The organism is Alteromonas confluentis (genome assembly GCF_001757105.1).
Classification (GTDB): Bacteria; Pseudomonadota; Gammaproteobacteria; order Enterobacterales; family Alteromonadaceae; genus Alteromonas; species Alteromonas confluentis.
In genome coordinates this window covers 1-22,326 of the sequence record NZ_MDHN01000002.1, presented here as the reverse complement: position 1 = coordinate 22,326, position 22,326 = coordinate 1, and the positions used below count along the sequence as shown (strand labels likewise).

The window sequence follows — 22,326 nt, the reverse complement described above, 5'->3', positions numbered from 1 at the left end:
GTTTGCAAAATGATAAACAGCACCAGGATACTGAGCGGTACTGAATGTTGTCACACAATTTGCAGTAACGATTTCACGGATTAGAAATCGGATTATCATCTACGATTAAGGAATTATTATGAATGCTACCCACGAGCAAGAATATCTCTGCCCGCACTGTGGTCATATCAACGCGCTTCAATTAGATACACTCCGCGAGATGTATCAGGAAAAATATACCCAGTGTGCGAAATGTGACTCCAGGTTAGAAGTTGTCCCTGCCGACGGTATCGGCGAAAAAATCAATTTGATTGTATCCTTAGCCTCTTCTGAAATTGCTTACCGATAAGCTTTCTTCTTCATTTTCTCGAATCAATCAGCAAAAAAAAGCCTGACTCAAGAATCAGGCTTTTTTAATATTTATTTTCAACTAGTTGCGGAAGAAATCTTGTCTCAGTAGTGGGTCGGTGAGGAACTGACCACCAAGCGCTGATGTGCGCGTATAGGAATTCGTATCCCGAATACCCCGCGCTTTTACGCAATAGTGCGTAGCATTAATCGTCACGGCTACGTCTTCGGTTCCCGCAAGTGTTTGAATAGCGACCAACACCTGCTGTGTTAAACGCTCCTGAACCTGAGGGCGCTGTGCAAAGAAACCGACAAGGCGATTCAGTTTTGATAGCCCAATTACCGTATCCTTTGGAATATAAGAAACCGTTGCTGTGCCATCAATAGTGACAAAGTGATGTTCACAGGTGCTCGTTAAACTAATATCCGAAACCTGAACCGGCTGATTAAGCTGCATCTTGTTTTCGATAACCGTAATTTTAGGAAAGTTACGGTAGTCCAGGCCACTGAAAATTTCATTCACGTACATTTTGGCAATACGTGCTGGAGTATCAGCCAGGCTGTCGTCTGCGCGGTCGAGGCCTAGCGTATCCATAATGTCAGTCATAGCGGCTTCTATCCGTGCACGTTTTTCATCATCAGATAAGCCGTTACGCACCATTGGCGTTTCCAGACCTTTATCTTCAAGTGCCTTTCTTACCATGATCGCCGAAGCCGACAATCCAGGTTCAAGAGCATCACGTACTACCACTGCTTCATTTGATAACATTAACAATTTCCGAAATAGCCTGATTGAGATTTAACGTAAAGGCTATAATTACAGACCACTTTAATTCATTAGATGACAAATGTTTCATATTGGACATTTTATCACCCAAGGAGTTCGATTTGCCTAATCCAGTGCTCATCACCGGCGCTTCCCAGCGTGTTGGCTTAGCTCTGGCAGAAAACCTGCTGAGCAACAATTATCCTGTAATTGTAACATACCGCACCCATAAAGCCTCAATAGCACAGCTCGAAAAAGCCGGGGCAGTGGCAATTTGCGCGGATTTTAGCACCGACCAGGGCATAGCGGAATGCATTGAAGCGGTGAAAAAGCACACAACGGGCTTACGCGCCATCATTCATAATGCATCGGAATGGAACTCTGAAAAAAACACCAGTGACTACGCCAGTCTTTTTGACAGCATGATGCAAGTACATGCGAAAACGCCCTATTTAATGAATATGGGCTTAAAAGCGTTACTCAATACTCAGCAGGAAGCGGCAGACATTATTCATATCACCGACTTTGTTCAGTCTGTCGGCAGCGAGAAGCACCTAGCCTATGCCGCCAGCAAAGCCGCGCTGCATAATCTCACGTTGTCTTTTGCACAAATGTTAGCGCCCCATGTAAAAGTTAATACCATCGCCCCAGCCCTATTAATGTTTAACGACGGCGATGATGCCGCTTACAAGGAAAAAGCACTGAGTAAATCGCTGATGCAAACTGAGCCCGGCGCGGTAGCGGCCGTTGATGCGGTGAACTATCTGCTTAACAGCACGTACGTTACCGGAGAAACCTTACAAGTAAACGGCGGGCGCCATCTTAAATTCAACTGATTTCAACGTCATTTGTTTTGGTTGCCGAAAACACTAAGGGTATACTTGCGCCCGTTATTTAATTGACTAACTGGAAGCAACATCATGAAAAGCACTTCTCCACTAATTCCTGAGTGGGAAGCCGTCGACGCTGTTATTCTCGCCTGGCCCCACGATAAAACTGACTGGGCTCCGTGGCTTGAGGAAACGCGCGAAACCTATTTAACCGTGATTGAACAAATCAATGCCGCATCCGCTGGCGTTATATTGTTATGTCGCGCTGATGATGTTGCCGATGTTCAAGCGCGCCTGGCCGCAGATGCCCGGGTGCTCATCATTCCGGCTGAATACAACGATACCTGGGCCCGAGACTATGCGTTTCTTACGCGCAAGGTATCTGAAAACGAAGAAATGAAAGGTCAGCCAGTAGAATTTCAATTCAATGGCTGGGGCCAGAAATTCAACGCGACCAGCGATAACCAGGTGAATCAGCGCTATCTGGCACGGCTGTGTCAGTTGCCATTGCTCACCAGTAAGATTGTCGCCGAGGGCGGTGCGCTGGAAATTGATGCTCAAGGCAGGTTGATGTCTACCGCACAGTGTTTACTGAATCCAAAACGTAATGGCGATATCACGCTGGCCGATTACGACGCCGAGTTTACCCGCATGCTCGATTGCAGTAGTTTCACCGTTTTCCATCAGGGCCACCTTGAAGGTGATGACACTGATGGCCACGTAGACACGCTGGTTCGCTTCACACCCGATCATGGCCTGGTTATTCAAGCTGCCGATAATCGTCCTGACGACACCCACTTCGAAGGCTTAAAAGCACTATGCGAAGAGTGTACAGCTGCATTTCCTGACCACCAGCAATACTGTCTGCCGCTGCCAGAAATGTTTAACGACGACAATGAGCGTCTGCCAGCGTCTTACGCTAACTTTTTGATTTGTAATAATGCGGTGTTGTTGCCGGTATATGGTCAGCCGGAAGATGATGCCGCCATTGCGGTTGCTGAAGCCGCGTTTCCTCGACACAACGTGGTTCCAGTAAACTGTGCGACACTGGTTCGTCAGTTCGGTAGCTTGCACTGTATTTCTATGCAAGTGCCGACAAACACATTAACGCCATCTGTCCTGGCCCAACTCAAACAAGGAGTCACTGTTTATGACTAAGAAAACTCTTAAAGTCGGCCTGGTACAACAATCTGTTGCCGACAATGACAAAGCAACGAATTGGAATAAAAGCGCCGAGCAGGTAGCCAAGCTGGCAGCAGAAGGCTGTGAATGTATTTTGCTGCAAGAGCTGCATTCCACATTGTATTTTTGTCAGGAAGAAGATACCAATGCCTTCGATTTGGCGGAGCCGATCCCCGGCCCGGCAACCGACTTTTTTGGCGAACTGGCAGAAAAGCACAACATCGTGCTGGTGACATCGTTATTTGAAAAGCGCGGTTCAGGTTTGTACCACAATACAGCTGTGGTTTTTGACCGTAGCCGTGAAATCGCCGGTAAATACCGCAAGATGCACATTCCAGATGATCCTGGCTTTTACGAGAAATTCTACTTTACCCCTGGCGACATGGGCTTTACACCAATTCAAACCAGCGTAGGTAAACTTGGCGTGCTGGTATGCTGGGATCAATGGTATCCAGAAGCTGCCCGCTTAATGGCTATGGCCGGTGCTGACTTACTGTTCTACCCCACCGCTATCGGCTGGGATATGACGGATACCGAAGAAGAGCGCAGCCGACAGCACGGCGCATGGCATACCATTCAGCGTGCCCACGCGGTTGCCAACTCGGTGCCAGTGATTGTGGCAAACCGAACCGGTTTTGAAGCTTCACCGATTGACGGTGATCCGGGCATTCAGTTCTGGGGTCAAAGCTTTATTGCTGGTCCTCAGGGTGAAGTACTGGCTCACGCTTCCGCCGATAAAGAAGAAACCTTATCTGTTGAGCTGGATATGGAAAGAACGGAAAAAGTGAAGCGCATCTGGCCATACTTCCGTGACCGCCGTATTGACGCTTATGAAGATTTAACCAAACGCTGGAGAGACTAATCTCCAGCAGCTTGCTCTCTGGTGCCAGCCAGAGAGCGTGATTTTGGTGCTTTCGCTGGCGGCGGAAAATCATCATCGGCAATGGTCGACAGCACAAACCAACGAACCGCAATAATATTCCATCCCGCAATCATGATAATAGTAGGAAAAAACAGCACTGTTCCCGCAATCATTATCTTGAATTGAAAAAGCAGAAATGTGCACACCACCATGAGGGGCGGCACACTGTATTTCATAAACGGATTAACTCGAATCCTTTGGTAACAGTGACGGCAAAGGGTTTCACCATCGTTTGCTAACTTCTTCATACAAACGGTAGTTTCATCACAATAGGGACAATGTCGGTGGGTGTGCATGGCGCATTCCGAAAGCTTAATATCTTCCGCAACCATAGCCAATTAAAGGGCCGCAGAGCTACTGTACCAACGGCCGGTTCACACTTTGTAGATGCCGCCTTCGAACAATAAAAATGTTTCCATAGCCTTGCCTTCAAATAGCGCCCTCATTGGTTCAGTTTCGATATCCAATCCACCGGTATACTGACCAAAAGCGGGCATGACAAATACACGGGCGTTGTGCACGAAACATTTTCCAGAGAATCGTTTTCGGGAGACGGTTTTTCTGACTTTCGGGTGGTAATGCCCCACCAATTGAAATGCATTGCCCGCCTCTGGCTCGTGAGATAGCACCATATCATCCCATTCCAGATAATGCGCACTGTGGCCGCCAGCCTGCTCTGGAATAGCGGGATCATGATTGCCTAATACCCACATCCATTTTACACATCGCGATACCAACACAGACAGCAACCGTTGTTCCTCTTCCGACATCCGATAAAAGCCGTCTGCGTCATGAAAGCTGTCGCCCAGACAGATCACCTGCCGGGGCGAATAATCGGCAATGATGCACTGTAATCGTAGTAGTGTTGAGCGGGTATCGAGTTGTGGCAACGGATTAGCAAATCGGCTAAGAAAACTGCCTTTTTCAAGGTGTAAATCAGACACCACCAGCGCGTCTCGTTGCGGGCAGTAAAGTACGCCCCGCGCATCTAGCAGAAAAAGCTGCCCTGCAAACTTAACGGGTAAAACACGGTTGGCCGCAACTTCACCATGTAGCCAGGTATCAGTGATTGCCATTGTTTAGTTACCGCTCAGCAATACTCTGATATCGGCCATCATGTCTTCAGCCTCCTGATATAAACTGGCCTGCTCAATAATGGCGTGAGCGCCAGCGCCTTTAACCTGCTCGCTGCGCACATCCAGTACGATTGGGATTGCCATGGGCGACACCTTCTCCAAATCCATAAAATGCATTTTATCATCGAACCGGATCAGCATGTCAGCGAGGCGACGCAAATCCAGCAAATCACGCTCAGCATCCGCCCGGGTCACTGCCAGCAGAATATGGTCCGGCTCATGCTCCCGCAAAGTGTCATAAATCAAATCGGTAGAAAAGGTCACCTGCTTCATGGTTTTGTGGCTGCTGTGGTAGTGTTGTTCGGTGAGCCCGCTTACCACTGCAACCTGTCGAAATGAACGCTTCAGCATGGGCGCGTGAAGCATCCAGTCTTCCAATTCATCGCCCAGAATATCGGGCTGGAACAGTTTCCGGAGCTTACCTACATCGACCTTCTCAAGCAGGCAAACAGACAAACCATAGTCGGTCACAGAAAAACTCAACGGTTTAAGACGCATTTTTTCCATGCGTCGGGTCATCAGCATGCCCAGTGTCTGGTTAGCCTTGCGGCCCTCGAAGGTATAGAACAACAAGTAATTGGCTTTGCGATGGGGAAACTGTTCAATGAGCACACGGTTCATATCAGGTAGAGCCGAGAATGCTTGTTGCAGCTCCAGCCATTCCTGCACCTGTCCAGGTAACGCTTTCCAGCTTTCCGGTTTATCCAGAATGTGCCTGACCCCTTCTGCCAGAAAGGTAGACATAGGCATCTGCCCACCGGCGTAGCTGGGAATTTTTGGTTCACCGCCTTTGGTGGGTTTCGCGTGCAACTGCATGTCTCGGATGGCTTCAAACTTCAGTATTTCACCGGCAAACAAAAAGGTGTCGCCGGGCACTAATTGCTGAGCAAAGTATTCTTCCACCTCGCCGATAATTTTGCCCTGATTGCCCCGGCGGATGCGTTTTACTTTTAGCCGTCCAGCTTCAACAATGGTACCTATATTCTGTCGGTGTCGCTGGATAACGCGCTTTGACGCAGGGCTAAATAAGCCATCTTCGTTTTGCTCCATGCGCTGATAGCGCTCATAGGCTCGCAGCGCATAGCCACCATCAACCGTAAACTGCCAAAGCTTATTGAACTCCTCTTCACTCACACTTTGATAAGGCGCAGCATCAAGTACCTGCTGATAAATCTCTTCCGCATAAGAAGGCTTACTGCAGGCGCAATTGAGTATAAATTGCGGCAAGATTTCCATCGCCCCTGGGAGCAGTGGCTCACCATCCAATTCACCTGCGGCAATCGCATTCATCGCCGCGCGACATTCCACCGCTTCGAAACGGTTAGCTGGCACCAACAACGCCTTACTGGGTTCATCAAGCCGGTGGTTTGCCCGGCCAATACGCTGTAGCAATCGGCTCACACCCTTTGGCGCGCCAATTTGAATAACCAGATCCACATCGCCCCAGTCAATGCCTAACTCCAGCGCAGAAGTACTCACAATGGCCCTAAGCACGCCCTGACTCATCATGCTTTCCGTTTTCCGCCGTTGCTCTTTCGATAATGAACCGTGATACAGGGCGATGGGTAAACCTTCTTTGTTTTCCTCCCACAGCATCTGAAACACCAATTCAGCCTGAGCCCGGGTATTCACAAACACCAGCGCAGTATCGGCTTGCTTCACCGCTTCATATACCTCTTCCATGGCATAGCGTGCCATGAATCCACCGAACGGCATGCGATGCCGCGAATCCAGCAGTTTAATGTCAGGCTTCACAGTTTGCGGCACCTGAATAACCTCAGCAGGCTCGCCAGTGCGGCCGAGCCATCCGGCAATAACCTCAGGTTGCGCTACCGTAGCAGACAAGCCAACCCGGTGCATATCTGGCGCCAGACTCTGCAATCGCGCCAGCGCCAACGAGGTAAAATCGCCGCGCTTGTTCGCAACCAAACTATGCACTTCATCTAAGATCACGGTTTTTAAGTGACCAAATATCTTTGGCGCGTCGGCATACGACAGTAACAACATCAGCGATTCCGGCGTTGTTAGCAATATATTCGGCGGCTTGCGTCGCTGGCGCTGACGTTTGTGTGATGGCGTGTCGCCAGTACGGGATTCAATGGTTACCGGCAGACCCATGGCTTCCACAGGATCAGTAAGGTTACGCTGTATGTCGTTGGTCAGAGCCTTGAGGGGCGAGATATAAAGCGTATGCAAACCTTCTACGGGATGACGATACAAGTCAGCAAGGCTGGGCAGAAAGCCGGAAAGGGTTTTACCCGCCCCGGTAGGCGCAATTAATAAAGTAGCGTTGTTCTGAGCAACCGCCGACAGCATCTGACGCTGATAATCGCGCAGCTGCCAGCCTTTGCTTCGTAGCCACTGGTAGAAAGGAGGGGGAAGTCTTTTTGCCGTTTTCATTAATAGCATTCTACGGCACAAATAAAGGTGAGGTTTAATTCACTGAATACGACAACAGGAATTCTGGCACTGGCTGGCAGGTAAGTCCCGGAACCTTTGACGTTAAAGCACTGATTTCACATAGCTACAGATGACATAAACTTTTACACCGTCTTTTTAGACCAATGAAATTAAATAATGAAAGCATGATTGATTTTTCATTAATTTAACAAAGTCCTATATTGGTAGTATGGAAAATTGGCTTTAGGGCTATGCTTTGTTTTTTCATAATGAACAATCGAACTTCCACTAAACGTGAGCAGGAGAATATGCAGGATGGTTACATTATCGATAAACGGTGAAACCAAAAAGGTCACCTCTACGGCAGACACGCCATTGCTGTATGTCTTACGCGGTGAGCTTGATGTTATGACACCCAAGTTCGGCTGCGGGATGGCGCAGTGCGGTGCCTGCTCAGTGTTGGTTGATGGTGTAGAGACCCGTGCCTGCATTACACCGATTGTGAGTTTAGAAGGAAAACAAGTCACCACGGTTGAAGGTTTACCCTCTCGTTGGCAACAACAGAAAGGGCTGGCTAACGACCCCAATCGCCTGCACCCGGTGCAACAAGCCTGGATTGACGAGCAGGTTCCGCAATGCGGCGTTTGTCAGTATGGCATGATGATCAAAGCCACCGAATTGCTGGAAAATAACGCTTCACCATCGGACAGCGACATTAATGAAGCGATGACAACATCCGGCCCCTCGCCACACCTCTGTCGCTGCGGATCCTATGCGGCAATTAAAGATGGGATTAAGCGAGCCAGTCAATTGATTGGTGACAACGAAATTATCACCATGACAAGTCAAAAGGGGTAATTCGAATGTCGTCAAACGTTAAAAATCCAGCGGGCAATGTTATATCCCAATACCTCGTTCACGGCGCTAAGTTAAGTCGCCGCCGTTTTTTAGGGGGAGCAGGCGCACTGGTTACCTCGGTCGTGGTGAATCCTGGGTTTGCTGCCGCACAAACCACGGCTCAGTCCACGTCGTTAGATGCCAGCAAACCCAACAGCTGGATTGAAATACACGCAGACAACACCGCATTAATCCGTACCGGTAAATGTGACTTTGGTCAAAGTTCTATCTTTACTGCTTACCGACAAATTGTCGCAGAAGAACTCAGCCTCCCCGTTGAAAATATCACCACTGTAATTTGGGGTGACACCGACGTCACCCCAGATGGTGGTGGTACCTTTGGGCTTCTACGCGGCAATGTTCAGAATTTGCGAAAAGCGGCTGCGTATACTCGCGAAGCCATTAAAGTGATTGCAGCCGAACATTTAAACGTTTCAGTTAGTGCTATCACCATTGATAAAGGCCAACTTTCCGCTGGTGGCAAAGCATTGAGTTACGGCGAAATTGTCGCAAACAATGTGCTTTCACTGGAAATTCCGGTAAGCGGAGAACTAACAAGTTTCCGGGGAGTTGTGGTTACCGGTGAACCGCCGTTCAAGCCTAAAAGTGAATATTCCACCATTGGCCAGCCTCTTGAAAACCCCATCACGCCACCAAAAGTGCGTGGCGATAATATCTGGGTAGGAGATGTGAAGTTACCGGGTATGGTGCATGCCCGTGTGATCCATCCGGCCACACTGGGCTCTACACTGATCAAACCGGGAACGCTGGATAACACCAAATTCCCGAATTCCAAATTAGTGACCATTAACAACTTACTCGCGGTTGTGTCTGACAATGAATGGGAAGCCGTGAAGGCCGCTATGGCCGTTGCGCCCACAACACAATGGTCCGATTGGCAAGGCATTCCGACGACATCAGACGAACTTGAGCAATACCTGCGCGGTAAAAAAGATTCCGGCGAAGTCGCTGAGATCACCAGCTCAGCCTCAAAGGGTGACGTGAACATAAAGTCAGCGAAAACCCTTACCGCCAATTATTTTGTTCCGTACCATAAACACGCTCCCATCGGGCCGATGGTATCAGTGGCGGAAGTGAAAAATGGCAATGTGGTAATACATACGCACAGCCAAAACCCCCAGTTCCTGCGCATGGCCATTGCAAAAATGCTCAAAGAAGACGAAGCCAACGTCATCATCAAAACGTATGTTGGCCCCGGACACTTTGGTCGCTCGAATGGCGGTAATGCAGGATCAGAAGATGAAGCGGCGTTGTTGTCTGTTAAACTTGGCGTGCCTGTAAGGGTTCAATGGATGCGCCAGGACGATATGCAATGGTCCACAAGTTCCTCTACCATGGTTGCAGATATCGCTATCGGTCTGGATGAGAAAGGAAAAATTAATTCCTACAAAGCGTTACACATCGGCCCTCCTATGCAGGATGACCGACCGGTAGGCGCCATTCTTGCCGGTACTGACACCATTGGCGCACCGTCGCCTGATAACCCGTCCCCGCTGCATGGTGCATCCATTTTTATCGCCGATGCCTGGGTGTATGGCGCTGTTGATAATGTGTCTGAGAATGGCCAGGGCATGTATCAATTAGGTCAAAAGGAATCACCCACCAATATAGGTATTCGCGACCATTCTATGCGGACACCCATTCAATACCAGCAGAACTTCCCTCGTGAAACCGCCATGAGTGAAGCTGCTGCACTGGCTGGAATGGATGCCATTGATTTTCGACTGGCTCATACTACTGAGCCCCGCTTCAAAGCCATACTCACAAGATTGAAAGATGAGGCCAATTGGGAGACCCGCCCATCACCCTCACCTCAGGCATCATCAACCGGTGAACAGGTTGTGCGGGGCCGCGGCGTTTCCATTATGTTGCGAGACAATGGTTACTGGGCTTGTGCCGCCAATATTGCCGTTGTGCCATCGTCCGGTGAGGTAAAAGTTGAGAAAATGACCCTTGTCAGTGACACGGGTATTGTTGTTAACCCATTACAGTTACGCAGACAAGCCGAGGCGGGTTGCATAATGGGGGTATCGCAAGCACTGCATGAAGAGGTCAGTTTCGATAATAGCAAGATAACCAGTCAGGACTGGTATTCATACCCTATTTTGAAAATGTCTGAAGTACCTGAAATAAAAGTGGTGATAGCCCCCGATGCCAACGCAGAGATATATGGTCAGGGCTCCGAGAGTGCCAACGCGTTGGCGTCGTCGGCCATTGCCGGGGCGTTTTTCGATGCTACCGGAAAGCCAATCAGACGACTTCCTCTTAAGCCTGCCTACGTGAAAGCCGCGTTATCGTCGTAACAGTATCGAGTTAACGTTGATGTATAAGGCCTCGCAGAGATACCACGCTCTGCGAGGCTTTTTTCCAAAGAGTATGCTGCAAATTCCCCGTGCATTGAATGCGCCATTGAGAGCACCATTAAGAGCCCCACCGTTTCAGGACAACACCTTTTCCCGCTTCCCTCCGTATAAACCCACACTCTCTGACTAAATTAAACTTCATCGAACGGAGTGACCTTTGCACCCACAAGACTGGATATCGGTAGAAGAGGCGGGATTATATTGTCACCCTGCTAAGCTCTATATCGACCCGATGCTGCCGGTAGACAGTGCCGTTGTTACCCATGGTCATGCCGACCACGCCCGGGCAGGCCACCAGCATGTTTTCGCGTCTGCTGAAACCTTAGCAATCATGAAAACCCGCTACGGTGAAGAAATGGCAGAGCAAACCACCGCATTACGAATGGGTTCACCGGTAACACTTGGTAACGACACCGATCCGGTAACAATGACACTCTACCCCGCTGGTCATATTCTGGGTTCGACCCAGGTATTACTGGAATACCGTGGTTACCGGCTGGTGATTTCCGGCGACTACAAACGCCGCCACGATCCCACCTGTCCGCCGTTTGAAATAGTGCCATGCGACGTGTTTATCACCGAAGCCACATTCGGCTTACCCGTATTTACCCATCCGCCGTTGAGTCATGAAATCGATAAACTGCTTACCTCGCTGGCGGTTTTTTCAGATCGTTGTCACTTGGTGGGTACCTATGCGCTAGGTAAATGCCAACGGGTGATTATTGGTTTGCGGGAAGCCGGTTACAGTAAACCGATTTACCTGCATGGGGCGTTACAAAAGCTGTGTGATTTGTACCAACAGTACGACATTGAACTGGGGGAGCTGATCCCGGTGAACGATGTGGCAGACAAGTCTTCTTTGGCCGGTGAAATTGTTTTGGCCCCGCCCTCAGCACTGGCTGATCGCTGGTCTCGTTCCCTGCCCAATGTGCGCACCGTTATGGCATCAGGCTGGATGCAAATTCGTGCCCGCGCCCGTCAACGCCAGGTTGAGCTACCACTGATTATTTCTGACCACTGTGACTGGCCGGAGCTACTACAAACCATCGAAGAAGTTTCTCCAAAAGAAGTGTGGGTGACTCACGGCCGCGAGGATGCATTGGTGTATCAGGCCAACCTGATGGGTTTTAAAGCCAAAGCGCTCTCCATGGTCGGCTACGATGACGATGAGGAAACGGGCTGATGGAAGCATTCAGTGATTTATTGGAACAGCTTTATTTTACCAGCGGCACCAACGCCAAAGCCGCGCTGATTTCCCATTACATTGCTACCACCCCAGATCCAGACAGAGGCTGGGCAATGGCGGCCATCGCCGGTGAACTTAAATTCGATTTTTTTAAGCGCAATACCATAAAGGCTTTGATGCTTGAACGCATCGACGAAAACCTGTTCGCCATGAGTTACGACTACGTGGGTGAAATGAGCGAAACCGTGGCGCACCTGTGGCAGCCGGAAACTCCGCCTTCGGGCGATGTTGAACTCCCCGGCCTGAATGAAGTGGTGGACACGTTTCGCAATGCGAAGCGCACCGAGGTGAAACCACTGCTGGTTGCCTTACTCGATAACATGACAGCCTCTCAGCGCTGGGCGCTGATTAAACTGGGCACACGGGGATTACGTATTGGGGTCTCTGCACGCAGCATTAAGCAAATCCTTGCCAACTATGGTGGCGTACCCATAGAAGAAATTGAAGCCCTCTGGCATGGCGTAGAGCCACCTTACACCGAACTGTTGAGCTGGTTGGAAAACAAAGGGCCAAAGCCGGACATTTCCGATCGCGTTACCTTTCATCCGGTGATGCTTTCCCACCCTATCGATGATGACACTCGGGAAAAACTTGCCGCGAGCGAATGGCAGATTGAACCTAAATTTGACGGCATTCGCGTGCAGCTGGTATCAGCCCCGGCGGGTAAAGCCCTGTTCAGTCGCACCGGTGACGATATTAGTGGTTCATTTCCAGACCTACTGGATACCATCGACCATAATCTGGTGCTCGATGGTGAATTATTGGTGATGCACGGCGATAAGGTCGATACCTTCAATCAATTGCAGCAACGTTTAAATAAGAAAAAGCCCTCAGCAAAACTCATGCAGTCATTGCCGGTAGCGGTAATGGCTTACGACTTACTAGAACTTGATGGCGAATCGCTGATGGGCCTACCGTTAACGGAACGCCGTCTGCGCTTGACAGATTACATTGAAAAGCATCCGGGAGAACGACTGCATTTATCCCCCACCTACAGTGTGACTGATGTAGCTGCACTGGAAAAGCTGCATCAGCAAGTCACCGAAGATACCGCCATTGAAGGCTTAATGCTGAAACGTAAAGACAGCACCTATATACCGGGCCGTCCAAAAGGGCTGTGGTATAAATGGAAGCGAGACCCTCTGCTGATAGATGCCGTGGTGATGTACGCCCAGCGTGGTCACGGTAAGCGCTCCAGCTTTTATTCAGACTTCACCTTTGGCGCGTGGGAAGGCGATACCCTACTTCCGGTGGGCAAAGCCTATTCGGGCTTTACCGATGAAGAACTGAAAAAGCTGGATAACTGGGTACGCCGCAATGCAGTGGGACGTTTCGGGCCGGTACGGGAAGTAAAAAAGGAACTGGTGGTGGAAGTCGCTTTCGATGCGGTGCATCCGTCCAGCAGACACAAATCAGGTGTGGCCATGCGCTTTCCCCGCATTCACCGTATTCGTTGGGACAAACCCGCGGCTGAAGCCGACACGCTGGAATCGGTAAAGGGGTTAATCGAAACCGCTTAGCGCTTTTTAAGAAGTAGTGCTGCTGGAAAGTAAAACCTTAGCTCTGCAACGGGCGACGCGCGGCCCGCACCGCTTTAGGGTGCATCAGTTTTTCCAACGCAGCAAGGTAACCGGCTATCTGCTGGTGGACTTTTTTGTCGTCGGTAATGGCGTTATAGAGCCAATGATAGGTATCTTCATAGTCGTAGGGGCTGCCGTAACCATCAACAAATAGCTGCGCCAATTGTAACTGTGCTTTTAAATTGCCCAATGCCGACGCTTCCCGCAGGTACATGACTGCGCGAGGCTTGTCTTCCTGCACTAATGTGCCTTTGGAATAATAACGACCAAGTTGTTCAAGGGCCGCCGGTAAACCTTGTTCAGAGGCATCACGCATAAACCCGATGCCACGAACCGGATCAGCATCAACACATACGCCCCAAGCCAACATATCACCCCACAAAAATTGATAAGCAGGTTCTTTTAACACCTCAGCATGGGCCTCAATATCCTGATTCAATTGGCAGCGATCAGCCACAATTCGCTCTAGATGCGTATTCTGATTAATCATGGTTATGAGCTCATCCTGCGAGTACAGTTGAACTGCTTTCAGTTCTTGGGCCTGAAGTGAAACGCTTACCAGCGAAGAAAAAACAATAACAAGAAATGAAGAGGCGCGTTTTATCATGACAAAAACCTGAAACTAATCCTGATTGAAAACCGACATTGCGTGCCGGTACACACCGGCCTACTCTCAGTATCGGCCAACCAGTCGGAATCTGAAGATCAAATATTCAGCAATGTTCGCTCTGGCCGGGTTGCAGACAGAGCGAGAATTAAGCTTAGTTCAGTTTCATTGAAAGTGCTGACTGCACATGGCGGGCGTGCTCAGCGAGGTCTACCCCCAAGTCGGTGAGATAACCACCGTCGGGCTGAGTAATAACGCCTTTGGAGTAAAGCCGTTCTGCTGCATGCACTACGGACTGGCTGGCATCATGATGAATCTTGAGGCCCTGCATCAGGCTGGATGCCGGAAACTTAAGAAGAAGATTTAACTCATCGATCATGTCCTGATCTATTAAACCCATCACATTCTCCTGATTGATATTGTTGTTAATCCGCACTTTGGCGAACAGTAATGTAGGCAACTGCCATAACACTACCATTTGCATTCGCTGTCCAGATTAATTTAGGTCAAAATTGTGCACAGTGCACTATGTCAGTAGACAAGAAGCGAACCATTAAGTTTATGAGAGAGAACAAAATCTCATTAAACCGGCGGTCAGTTAAAATGGTATACTTCAGCCATATTCCTCAGGATGCGAGAAGCACGGACAAGATGAAATACAAAGATCTGCGAGATTTCCTGGCGCAACTTGAAGCCAAAGGCCAACTTAAAAGAATAACTCAGGAAGTCGCTCCGAATCTGGAAATGACGGAAATTGCCGACCGTACATTGCGGGCCAAAGGTCCGGCACTGCTGTTCGAAAACCCCAAGGGTTACGACACACCAGTACTGCTTAATTTGTTTGGCACGCCAGAGCGAGTAGCCATGGGCATGGGCCAGAACTCGGTTGAAGCATTGCGGGAAGTCGGTAAATTACTGGCGTACCTGAAAGAGCCTGAGCCACCGAAAGGCCTCAAAGATCTTTGGGAAAAACTGCCTGTGTTCAAACAAGTTCTGAACATGCCAGCTAAAGAGCTGAAAAAAGCCCCCTGTCAGGAAGTGGTGCTGACTGGCGATGACGTAGATTTATCTAAACTGCCCATTCAACGCTGCTGGCCTGGCGATGCAGCACCGCTGATCACCTGGGGACTAACGGTGACCAAAGGCCCGCATAAGAAACGTCAGAACCTGGGTATTTATCGTCAGCAGGTCATCGCTAAAAACAAAGTGATTATGCGCTGGCTGTCACACCGTGGTGGCGCATTGGACTTCCGCGAGTGGTGCCAGACGCACCCCGGCGAACCCTACCCGGTTTCAGTGGCTTTAGGTGCTGACCCAGCAACCATTCTGGGTGCCGTAACGCCCGTTCCCGATACGCTGTCTGAATACGCTTTCGCGGGTTTGCTACGCGGCAGCAAAACCGAGGTGGTGAAATCCATCAGCAATGAATTGCAGGTGCCTGCCAGTGCTGAAATCGTACTTGAAGGTTACATTGCACAGGATGAAGTCGCACCTGAAGGTCCTTATGGCGACCATACCGGTTACTACAACGAAGTCGATACCTTCCCGGTATTTACCGTTACCCACATTACCCATCGCCAAAAACCGATTTATCACTCCACCTACACCGGCCGTCCACCGGATGAACCTGCCGTATTGGGCGTAGCGTTAAATGAAGTCTTTGTGCCCATTCTGCAGAAGCAATTTCCCGAAATCGTCGACTTCTATCTCCCCCCTGAAGGATGCTCTTACCGCATGGCCGTGGTAACCATGAAGAAGCAATATCCGGGTCATGCTAAGCGGGTCATGATGGGTGTATGGTCGTTCCTGCGACAATTTATGTACACCAAGTTTGTTATTGTGTGCGATGATGATGTGGATGCCCGTAACTGGGAAGATGTTATCTGGGCCATTACTACCCGTATGGACCCCGCCCGCGACACGGTTCTTATCGAAAATACGCCCATTGATTATCTGGATTTCGCCTCACCGGTTTCTGGCCTGGGCTCAAAAATGGGTATGGATGCCACCAACAAAATGCCAGGTGAAACGGATCGCGAATGGGGTGTCCCCATCGTAATGGACGAAAACGTGAAAAAGCGTGTGGATGACATCTGGGACAGTCTTGGTATTATGGACTAAATTGCGTGGAGCGACTGGGCGAAGGATTGGCTGTCGAAGCCTTCGTTCAGATGCTCATTTGTGAAAATTGAGTCAGATTCCCGACACAGGCGTTTATGAGGGGAGCGTGTGTGCAATTAAAACCCTCCGCAGCAGGGATGCTGCGGTGGAGAGCCCATGGATGGGTTTACCGCGTGTTTTAATTGCACATGCGCTCCCCTCTCAGCCTGCGTCAGAACTTCAACCAATCAAAGAGTAAATATGTCGGAATTTCAATGTAAGGTTACGGCCATCTCGCCGTTAACTGAGGTCGTTTATAAAGTTGAGTTAACGCCTGCACAACCGGTGGATTTTAAAGCCGGTCAGTACATCATGGTGCACATGGGCGAGAAAGATAAACGCCCGTTTTCCATTGCCAATCCGGCTTTTGACAACGGTCGAATAGAACTGCACATTGGTGCCGATGAGAAAAATGCGTATGCCACCGAAGTGCTCGATAGAATGCGTAGCGAAGGTAAAATCACGCTGAGCGGCGGTCACGGTGAAGCAAATCTGCAATCCGACGGCTCCGACATCATTCTGATTGCGGGTGGTACCGGCTTCTCTTACACCTGGTCAATTCTGCAACAAGCCCTGAAAGACAACCCTGACGCAAATGTCACCTTGTACTGGGGTGGTCGTAATCAGTCAGATCTCTATCTATTCGATGAACTAACAGCATTAGCCGCTAAGCACCCGAACTTCACATTTGCTCCGGTAGTAGAATTTCCTGAAGAAGGCTGGCAGGGTAAAACCGGTTGGGTTCACAAAGCTGTGATGACAGACCACACCGATTTATCCAACAAACAGGTTTACATTGCTGGGCGTTTCGAAATGGCCAAAGTCGCCAGAGATGATTTCGCCAAATGTGGCCTGACTACCGATAAACTCTTCGGTGACGCCTACGCCTTCATATAAAGCCACGCAACCATAAGCGTGGCACTTACAACAGGCTTGAAGGAGTGTTTATGCTACCACGCACACTGGTTGCTACTACGATGCTGCTGTCCGCTTCAGCGATAGCAGCGCCTACCACCAACGACGACCCACGACTACACGATATTGCTAAGGCAATTTCTGCAGACCGTATACAACAAGACATCACCACACTGGTAAATTTCGGCACCCGCCATACATTATCTGAGACAAAATCAGATACCCGTGGCATTGGCGCCGCCCGCCGCTGGATCAAAAAAGAATTCGAACAAATCTCTGCCAATTGCGGCGGATGTCTGGAAGTCATCACAGTGGGTGAAACCATCAGTGGTGAAAAGCGAATTCCGAACCCCGTAGAAGTGGTAAACGTGATTGCCATTCAGCGCGGGACTACCGATCCAGAACGCTACGTACTCATGTCTGGCGATATTGACTCACGGGTATCAGACGTTATGGACTTCACCTCTGACGCCCCCGGCGCAAACGACAATGCTTCTGGTGTTGCCGGCACCTTAGAAGCAGCCCGAGTGCTGAGTAAATATAAATTTAACGGTACCATTGTGTATGCCGCGCTTTCTGGTGAGGAGCAAGGCTTGTTCGGCGGTAAAATTCTCGCTGCAAGAGCGCAGGAAGAAGGCTGGCGTTTAAAAGCAGTACTGAACAACGACATGATTGGCAACATTGAAGGCGTAAATGGCGTTATCAATAACAGTACTGTACGTTTGTTTGCTGAGGGCACCCGGGTGACTGAAACCGAAGCAGAATCCCGCCTTCGTCGGTTTACCGGCGGAGAAGTAGACTCACCAAGCAGAAACCTGGCCCGCTACATCGACAAAATCGCAGACCAGTACATCGAAAACCTTGATGCCATGGTGATTTATCGTCTTGATCGCTATGGTCGTGGTGGTCATCATCGCCCGTTCAATGATTTGGGTTATCCCGGTATCCGCATCATGGAAACCAACGAAAACTATACCCGACAGCATCAGGATTTACGCACCGAAGATGGCATCGTATATGGCGACACGCTGGACGGCGTAAACTTTGATTATGCGGCGAAACTTACCGGCCTGAACGCGGTAAGTTTAGCTGCCATGTCTTGGGCTCCAACGCCACCGGCTGATGTGTCTATCGAAGGGGCGGTGCAGCCATCCACAACACTTAAATGGAAAGCCGCCGATGCAGAACAAAACCCGCAACTGGCCGGTTATAAAGTGTATTGGCGCTACACCGATGCCCCGCAATGGCAATACAGTAAATATGTTGGCGACGTGACAGAAACCACACTGGAAAACATTGTTATTGATAACTACTTTTTCGGTGTTGCCAGTGTGAGTAAAGACGGCATTGAAAGCCCGGTGGTTTACCCCGGCGCGGCAGGCAGTTTCGGCGACTAGTATCGCAGGTACTCTGCCAATTAATCATTTCGCAGGCTAACCGCCAGTTAGCCTGCATTTTATATCCTAGCCGATTTCAACTTGCAGGGTTCAGTTTGAACTGGTTTTGTGAATTTCAAAACCTGAAAGCAATGGGTCGATGAAAGACTGAGTCTGGTTTGAGCGAATTGCGGACGCATATATCTCTTAGACAAAGAGTACGTATGTGTGGAAGGATCTTTATGCGTAAATGTTTGCGTCCCAGTGTACGCATCGCGCACACGCCCCAACTTTTTCTATACTTATATTTTTGATGTATTTAGCTTTTTTAGGAGATCTGAAGGAGCAATATAAATGGTTCTCCTTCCATCTTTAGTGGACAAAAACAACTTAAGATCAGTAAGCTTATTTAAATATGCTCTAGAAGTATTGTCCGTTATCGAATAAGACTTAGAAACTTCCTTTATCGAAAATATTCTTCCAGGTTCTTTGACAGCTTTTTTTATTAAATCTTTTTGGATAAAGTTCAGAGCATTTCCCCAAACTGTTTTTTCTAAAGATTCAGATATTTTTTTAAATTCTGAGACTTTATAGTTAAGATAGTTTTTTAATTCTTCGAATGCTTTGGATATCGTATCTAGTTGAAAATAAATAAAATATGTTAAGTCGTTATTATCTTTTTCAGAATACATATATGATAAGCCATAATCTTTTGGCTTTTCTTTCAAAAGTTTACTGATAGAGATGTATTTAAAGAGTGTGTATTCGCTTTTTAGCATAAACCAGTAGAATAATGCTCGAGCAGTTCTGCCATTCCCATCCCTAAACGGGTGTTCATAACCAATCATAAAATGAAGCACGATTGCTTTTATAAGTGGATGAACAAAGTCACAGCCACCTTGTCCAGAGTGATCCTGATTTGCAAAATCACACAACAATTTTAGCCGACCCTCGATTAGATTAAAGTCAGGGGGTTGGTGTGCTACATTACCATCACCATCCTCGATATAAATATCGTTATGCACTCTGAACTCCCCAGGCACAACATTATTCTCCGTTGTACCTTGGGTAGCAATCCTGTGAAACTCCAAAATCATATCTAACGTCAAATCATCTTTATTCTTTTGCTCTGCATATTTGAGAAGAAGATAATTATTGAGAATCATTCGCTCATCTTCATCAATAGGCTCTCTTTCTTCCTCCAACATTTTCTTTGCTACTTCTCTAGTAGTCGAAGCACCCTCTAGTTGCGCACTTGTAATAGCCTCTTCCATTATCAAGGAAGATACTAGAAATCTGCTCTGTAAGCTGTCACTAGCGGTTGAATCTGCAACAGCTCCAACGTTGCCGCCAGTAATTTTTACTAATTGGTATAATAAAGCTTCCATAGAATGTGGAGTACAGTAAACGAATGGCTTGCCATTTTCGTCATTCAGCCCTATGGGCTTATATTGAGACATTCTTTTAAATTTTACAGCTTTCCACAAACTCTCTGCATTTTTCTTGTCCACTCTCCACTTAAACTGACTCCAATGAAGATAACGCCCTTTTGCATCAGTTACATCACACTGATCCAAAAGTGGGAATATTTCCTCGTAATCATCAGGGAAGTTCAATGGTGGAGGAGTTTCAACTCTTGGTTTGGCCATAACTCACTCTTCGAAAAAATAGAAAATAATGTATGTATAGTGGTGTAAAAACACTTAAAACGCAAATTTTAAAATTTGCGTTTATGCACCCCATTAGGCTTATGAAAGCACTGCTTACATAAAGAATACATAACAGTGAGCGATCCTATAGTTGAACCATATTCGGTGTTTTTTCTCAGGAAAAGTAAAATGTGTGCTTTACGTGCAATCTGGCGTTTGAGGCCATTCGGCCTAATGTCCGCTTCTGACCCAGGCTGTGTGAAAACGCTGATCACTTTTTGGTCTAAAAAGCCGCTTATTATGATCAAGTAATCTAATTGTTTCGGTAGTTAATTGATATAATAATCAGCATGTTAATGAACTTTGATGACTGATTATGACGAATCACATTAAAGGAGAATGTCGTATTCAAGCGACTTTATTCCCAGAGATTTTGGATGACTTTATCAGTGAAGATAACCCCGTTCGTATTGTTGACGTTTTCGTCAATGAACTTGATTTGCAAGAATTAGGTTTTGAACGTGTTCAGGCTAAATCAACGGGCCGCCCAGGTTATCACCCAGCCACTTTATTAAAGCTTTATATCTACGGCTATCTCAACCGTATTCAATCTTCTCGTCGACTGGAAACAGAAACCAACCGTAATCTTGAACTCATGTGGTTATTGGAACGTTTAGCGCCGGACTTTAAAACTATCGCTGATTTCCGACGTGATAACGGCGAAGGAATCAAGTTGGCTTGCCGTCATTTTGTCATTTTATGTCGAGAGCTGAATATGTTCAGTGAGGGCGTTGTCGCCATTGACGGTAGTAAATTCAAAGCCGTAAACAGTAAGACGAATAACTTTACGTCTAAGAAAGCCAATGACCTGATTGCTCGCGTTGAGGCGAAAATTTCTAAATATCTGTTGGAGCTTGACGAAGTAGACCGCAAAGAAGTTCCAGATAATCGAGTAAGAATGGTGAAGGATAAACTGGCTTGGTTTAAGAAAAGGCTAGGTGAATTACAGGAAATGAAGCGGGTAGTAGAAGCGCACCCAGACAAACAGGTATCACTAACCGATCCCGATGCCAGATTGCTTAAAACCAGAAATATGGAACGCCAAGTTTGCTATAACATCCAAAGCGCGGTTGATACAAAGCATCATCTTATTGTCTGTCATGATGTTACAAATACTAACGACCGTGGCGAGCTAGCAAGGATGACCAAACTCACGCAAGAAATATTAAATAGAAAAGATATCACTTCTCTGGCAGATAAAGGCTACTACAGCCGTCAGGATATCAAAGCGACACTGGACCTTGGCGCTGAAACTTTAGTCCCTAAAACAGATACCTCTGGCTCGGAAAGAAAGGGTATCTTCAATCGCTCCAAATTCAAATACGACCCCACTAAAGATATCTATTCCTGCCCTGCTGGCGAAGAAATGATAAATAGAATGAGAACCGTCGAAGATGGTTTGGAATTAGATGTCTACTTCAATCATAACGCGTGCAAGGAGTGTAAAATTCGGAACCAGTGTACCACCTCAAAGCGCGAGCCAAGACGAATGAAACGCTGGATTCATGAGGCAGAAGCTGAAGCCATGCTGGAACGTCTAGCAAACGCCCCCGAAACACCAGTGATCCGAAAACAAACTGTTGAGCACCCTTTCGGGACGATAAAAATGTGGATGGGCGCAACTCACTTTCTGACAAGACGATTCAAAAACGTCAGTACCGAGATGAGTCTCCATGTTCTTGCTTACAACATGAAGAGAATGATGGCAATTATGGGCGTGCAGGCACTAACAAAAGCCATCAGAGAAGGATAATCCCTGACAATCTGACTCGCCTCCGGTAAATTCAGGTGTTGTAGAAAATCGCGATCGAAATCTTCTTCGACGATTTCAAAATATGGATATTCATCGCCTTCGACAAGCAAGTGTGTTTTCACACAGTCTGGACCAA

The 22,326-nt window shown here is 48.1% G+C and carries 19 protein-coding genes; 12 read left to right on the top strand and 7 right to left on the bottom strand.

The features are described from left to right. The first annotated feature begins 118 nt into the window (after positions 1 to 118). Positions 119 to 328 (top strand): FmdB family zinc ribbon protein, encoded by a 210-nt coding sequence (locus tag BFC18_RS00245; protein ID WP_070123189.1) that lies wholly within the window; start codon positions 119 to 121, stop codon positions 326 to 328. An 81-nt stretch (positions 329 to 409) separates the two neighbouring features. Here the strand turns inward: BFC18_RS00245 and folE are convergent, their stop codons facing one another. Then, entirely contained in the window at positions 410 to 1,096 is a 687-nt protein-coding gene (gene folE, locus BFC18_RS00240; protein ID WP_070123188.1) for a GTP cyclohydrolase I FolE, read from the bottom strand. A 119-nt stretch (positions 1,097 to 1,215) separates the two neighbouring features. On the opposite strand from folE, the gene folM reads away from it, so the two are divergent. The 3 genes from folM (at position 1,216) to BFC18_RS00225 (ending at position 3,967) form a co-directional block, all read left to right on the top strand. Beyond that, the gene (gene folM / locus BFC18_RS00235) at positions 1,216 to 1,929 is read left to right on the top strand and encodes a dihydromonapterin reductase (RefSeq protein ID WP_070123187.1); all 714 of its coding nucleotides are present in this window, start codon (positions 1,216 to 1,218) and stop codon (positions 1,927 to 1,929) included. A gap of 84 nt (positions 1,930 to 2,013) precedes the next feature. Then, positions 2,014 to 3,081, top strand: a complete 1,068-nt coding sequence (locus BFC18_RS00230) for an agmatine deiminase family protein (RefSeq protein ID WP_070123186.1) — start codon at positions 2,014 to 2,016, stop codon at positions 3,079 to 3,081. Further along, a complete protein-coding gene (locus BFC18_RS00225; RefSeq protein ID WP_070123185.1) occupies positions 3,074 to 3,967 on the top strand; it encodes a carbon-nitrogen hydrolase in 894 nt (297 codons plus the stop codon). The genes BFC18_RS00230 and BFC18_RS00225 overlap by 8 nt, the downstream gene beginning before the upstream one ends. On the opposite strand, the gene BFC18_RS00220 is transcribed toward BFC18_RS00225, so the two are convergent. The 3 genes from BFC18_RS00220 to BFC18_RS00210 are packed head-to-tail and all read right to left on the bottom strand — an operon-like array spanning position 3,964 to position 7,563. After that, positions 3,964 to 4,365 (bottom strand): hypothetical protein, encoded by a 402-nt coding sequence (locus tag BFC18_RS00220; protein WP_170826542.1) that lies wholly within the window; start codon positions 4,363 to 4,365, stop codon positions 3,964 to 3,966. The genes BFC18_RS00225 and BFC18_RS00220 overlap by 4 nt on opposite strands. Before the next feature lie 36 nt (positions 4,366 to 4,401). Next, positions 4,402 to 5,103, bottom strand: coding sequence for a ligase-associated DNA damage response endonuclease PdeM (gene pdeM, locus BFC18_RS00215; protein WP_070123183.1), 702 nt, complete (start codon positions 5,101 to 5,103; stop codon positions 4,402 to 4,404). Positions 5,104 to 5,106: 3 nt separating this feature from the next. After that, entirely contained in the window at positions 5,107 to 7,563 is a 2,457-nt protein-coding gene (locus BFC18_RS00210; protein WP_070123182.1) for a ligase-associated DNA damage response DEXH box helicase, read from the bottom strand. 315 nt (positions 7,564 to 7,878) lie between these two features. Between BFC18_RS00210 and BFC18_RS00205 the strand changes: the two genes are divergently transcribed. The 4 genes from BFC18_RS00205 to BFC18_RS00190 all read left to right on the top strand — a co-directional run bounded on the left by BFC18_RS00205 (position 7,879) and on the right by BFC18_RS00190 (position 13,610). After that, on the top strand, positions 7,879 to 8,421 hold the full coding sequence (locus tag BFC18_RS00205; protein WP_070123181.1) for a (2Fe-2S)-binding protein: 543 nt from the start codon (positions 7,879 to 7,881) through the stop codon (positions 8,419 to 8,421). A 5-nt stretch (positions 8,422 to 8,426) separates the two neighbouring features. Continuing rightward, complete coding sequence (locus BFC18_RS00200; RefSeq protein WP_070123180.1) at positions 8,427 to 10,784, top strand: xanthine dehydrogenase family protein molybdopterin-binding subunit; 2,358 nt, start codon at positions 8,427 to 8,429, stop codon at positions 10,782 to 10,784. 217 nt (positions 10,785 to 11,001) lie between these two features. Continuing rightward, positions 11,002 to 12,027: a ligase-associated DNA damage response exonuclease gene (locus BFC18_RS00195; protein WP_070123179.1), complete on the top strand. Its 1,026-nt coding sequence runs from the start codon at positions 11,002 to 11,004 to the stop codon at positions 12,025 to 12,027. Further along, positions 12,027 to 13,610, top strand: a complete 1,584-nt coding sequence (locus BFC18_RS00190; protein ID WP_070123178.1) for a cisplatin damage response ATP-dependent DNA ligase — start codon at positions 12,027 to 12,029, stop codon at positions 13,608 to 13,610. The genes BFC18_RS00195 and BFC18_RS00190 overlap by 1 nt, the downstream gene beginning before the upstream one ends. Before the next feature lie 37 nt (positions 13,611 to 13,647). On the opposite strand, the gene BFC18_RS00185 is transcribed toward BFC18_RS00190, so the two are convergent. Together BFC18_RS00185 and BFC18_RS00180 are read right to left on the bottom strand one after the other, a co-directional pair. Continuing rightward, positions 13,648 to 14,277 (bottom strand): tetratricopeptide repeat protein, encoded by a 630-nt coding sequence (locus BFC18_RS00185; protein ID WP_070123177.1) that lies wholly within the window; start codon positions 14,275 to 14,277, stop codon positions 13,648 to 13,650. A 154-nt stretch (positions 14,278 to 14,431) separates the two neighbouring features. Then, positions 14,432 to 14,677 carry a TIGR02647 family protein gene (locus BFC18_RS00180; protein ID WP_070123212.1) on the bottom strand — a complete coding sequence of 82 codons (246 nt, stop codon included), beginning with the start codon at positions 14,675 to 14,677 and terminating at the stop codon, positions 14,432 to 14,434. 251 nt (positions 14,678 to 14,928) lie between these two features. Here BFC18_RS00180 and ubiD point away from each other — a divergent pair, with 251 nt between their 5' ends. From ubiD to BFC18_RS00165, 3 genes are all read left to right on the top strand, one after another. After that, a complete protein-coding gene (gene ubiD / locus BFC18_RS00175) occupies positions 14,929 to 16,398 on the top strand; it encodes a 4-hydroxy-3-polyprenylbenzoate decarboxylase (RefSeq protein WP_070123176.1) in 1,470 nt (489 codons plus the stop codon). Positions 16,399 to 16,638: 240 nt separating this feature from the next. Next, on the top strand, positions 16,639 to 17,334 hold the full coding sequence (fre, locus tag BFC18_RS00170) for an NAD(P)H-flavin reductase (protein WP_070123175.1): 696 nt from the start codon (positions 16,639 to 16,641) through the stop codon (positions 17,332 to 17,334). Positions 17,335 to 17,414: 80 nt separating this feature from the next. After that, positions 17,415 to 18,749, top strand: coding sequence for a M28 family metallopeptidase (locus tag BFC18_RS00165; protein WP_070123211.1), 1,335 nt, complete (start codon positions 17,415 to 17,417; stop codon positions 18,747 to 18,749). A gap of 281 nt (positions 18,750 to 19,030) precedes the next feature. Here BFC18_RS00165 and BFC18_RS00160 read toward each other — a convergent pair whose 3' ends face one another. After that, positions 19,031 to 20,377, bottom strand: coding sequence for a Fic family protein (locus tag BFC18_RS00160; RefSeq protein ID WP_070123174.1), 1,347 nt, complete (start codon positions 20,375 to 20,377; stop codon positions 19,031 to 19,033). Positions 20,378 to 20,753: 376 nt separating this feature from the next. Between BFC18_RS00160 and BFC18_RS00155 the strand changes: the two genes are divergently transcribed. Then, a complete protein-coding gene (locus tag BFC18_RS00155; protein ID WP_070123173.1) occupies positions 20,754 to 22,190 on the top strand; it encodes an IS1182 family transposase in 1,437 nt (478 codons plus the stop codon). Positions 22,191 to 22,326 lie beyond the last annotated feature (136 nt).

Bases quoted from the DNA above. Each gene is read 5' to 3' on its own strand.
- BFC18_RS00160 (WP_070123174.1), bottom strand. From the start codon at position 20,377: ATGGCCAAACCAAGAGTTGAAACTCCTCCACCATTGAACTTCCCTGAT.
- BFC18_RS00225 (WP_070123185.1), top strand. From the start codon at position 3,074: ATGACTAAGAAAACTCTTAAAGTCGGCCTGGTACAACAATCTGTTGCC.
- BFC18_RS00185 (WP_070123177.1), bottom strand. From the start codon at position 14,277: ATGATAAAACGCGCCTCTTCATTTCTTGTTATTGTTTTTTCTTCGCTG.
- BFC18_RS00190 (WP_070123178.1), top strand. From the start codon at position 12,027: ATGGAAGCATTCAGTGATTTATTGGAACAGCTTTATTTTACCAGCGGC.
- BFC18_RS00165 (WP_070123211.1), top strand. From the start codon at position 17,415: ATGCTGCTGTCCGCTTCAGCGATAGCAGCGCCTACCACCAACGACGAC.
- BFC18_RS00245 (WP_070123189.1), top strand. From the start codon at position 119: ATGAATGCTACCCACGAGCAAGAATATCTCTGCCCGCACTGTGGTCAT.
- BFC18_RS00180 (WP_070123212.1), bottom strand. From the start codon at position 14,677: ATGGGTTTAATAGATCAGGACATGATCGATGAGTTAAATCTTCTTCTT.
- ubiD (WP_070123176.1), top strand. From the start codon at position 14,929: ATGAAATACAAAGATCTGCGAGATTTCCTGGCGCAACTTGAAGCCAAA.
- BFC18_RS00205 (WP_070123181.1), top strand. From the start codon at position 7,879: ATGGTTACATTATCGATAAACGGTGAAACCAAAAAGGTCACCTCTACG.
- BFC18_RS00210 (WP_070123182.1), bottom strand. From the start codon at position 7,563: ATGAAAACGGCAAAAAGACTTCCCCCTCCTTTCTACCAGTGGCTACGA.
- fre (WP_070123175.1), top strand. From the start codon at position 16,639: ATGTCGGAATTTCAATGTAAGGTTACGGCCATCTCGCCGTTAACTGAG.
- BFC18_RS00155 (WP_070123173.1), top strand. From the start codon at position 20,754: ATGACGAATCACATTAAAGGAGAATGTCGTATTCAAGCGACTTTATTC.
- folE (WP_070123188.1), bottom strand. From the start codon at position 1,096: ATGTTATCAAATGAAGCAGTGGTAGTACGTGATGCTCTTGAACCTGGA.
- BFC18_RS00200 (WP_070123180.1), top strand. From the start codon at position 8,427: ATGTCGTCAAACGTTAAAAATCCAGCGGGCAATGTTATATCCCAATAC.
- BFC18_RS00230 (WP_070123186.1), top strand. From the start codon at position 2,014: ATGAAAAGCACTTCTCCACTAATTCCTGAGTGGGAAGCCGTCGACGCT.
- pdeM (WP_070123183.1), bottom strand. From the start codon at position 5,103: ATGGCAATCACTGATACCTGGCTACATGGTGAAGTTGCGGCCAACCGT.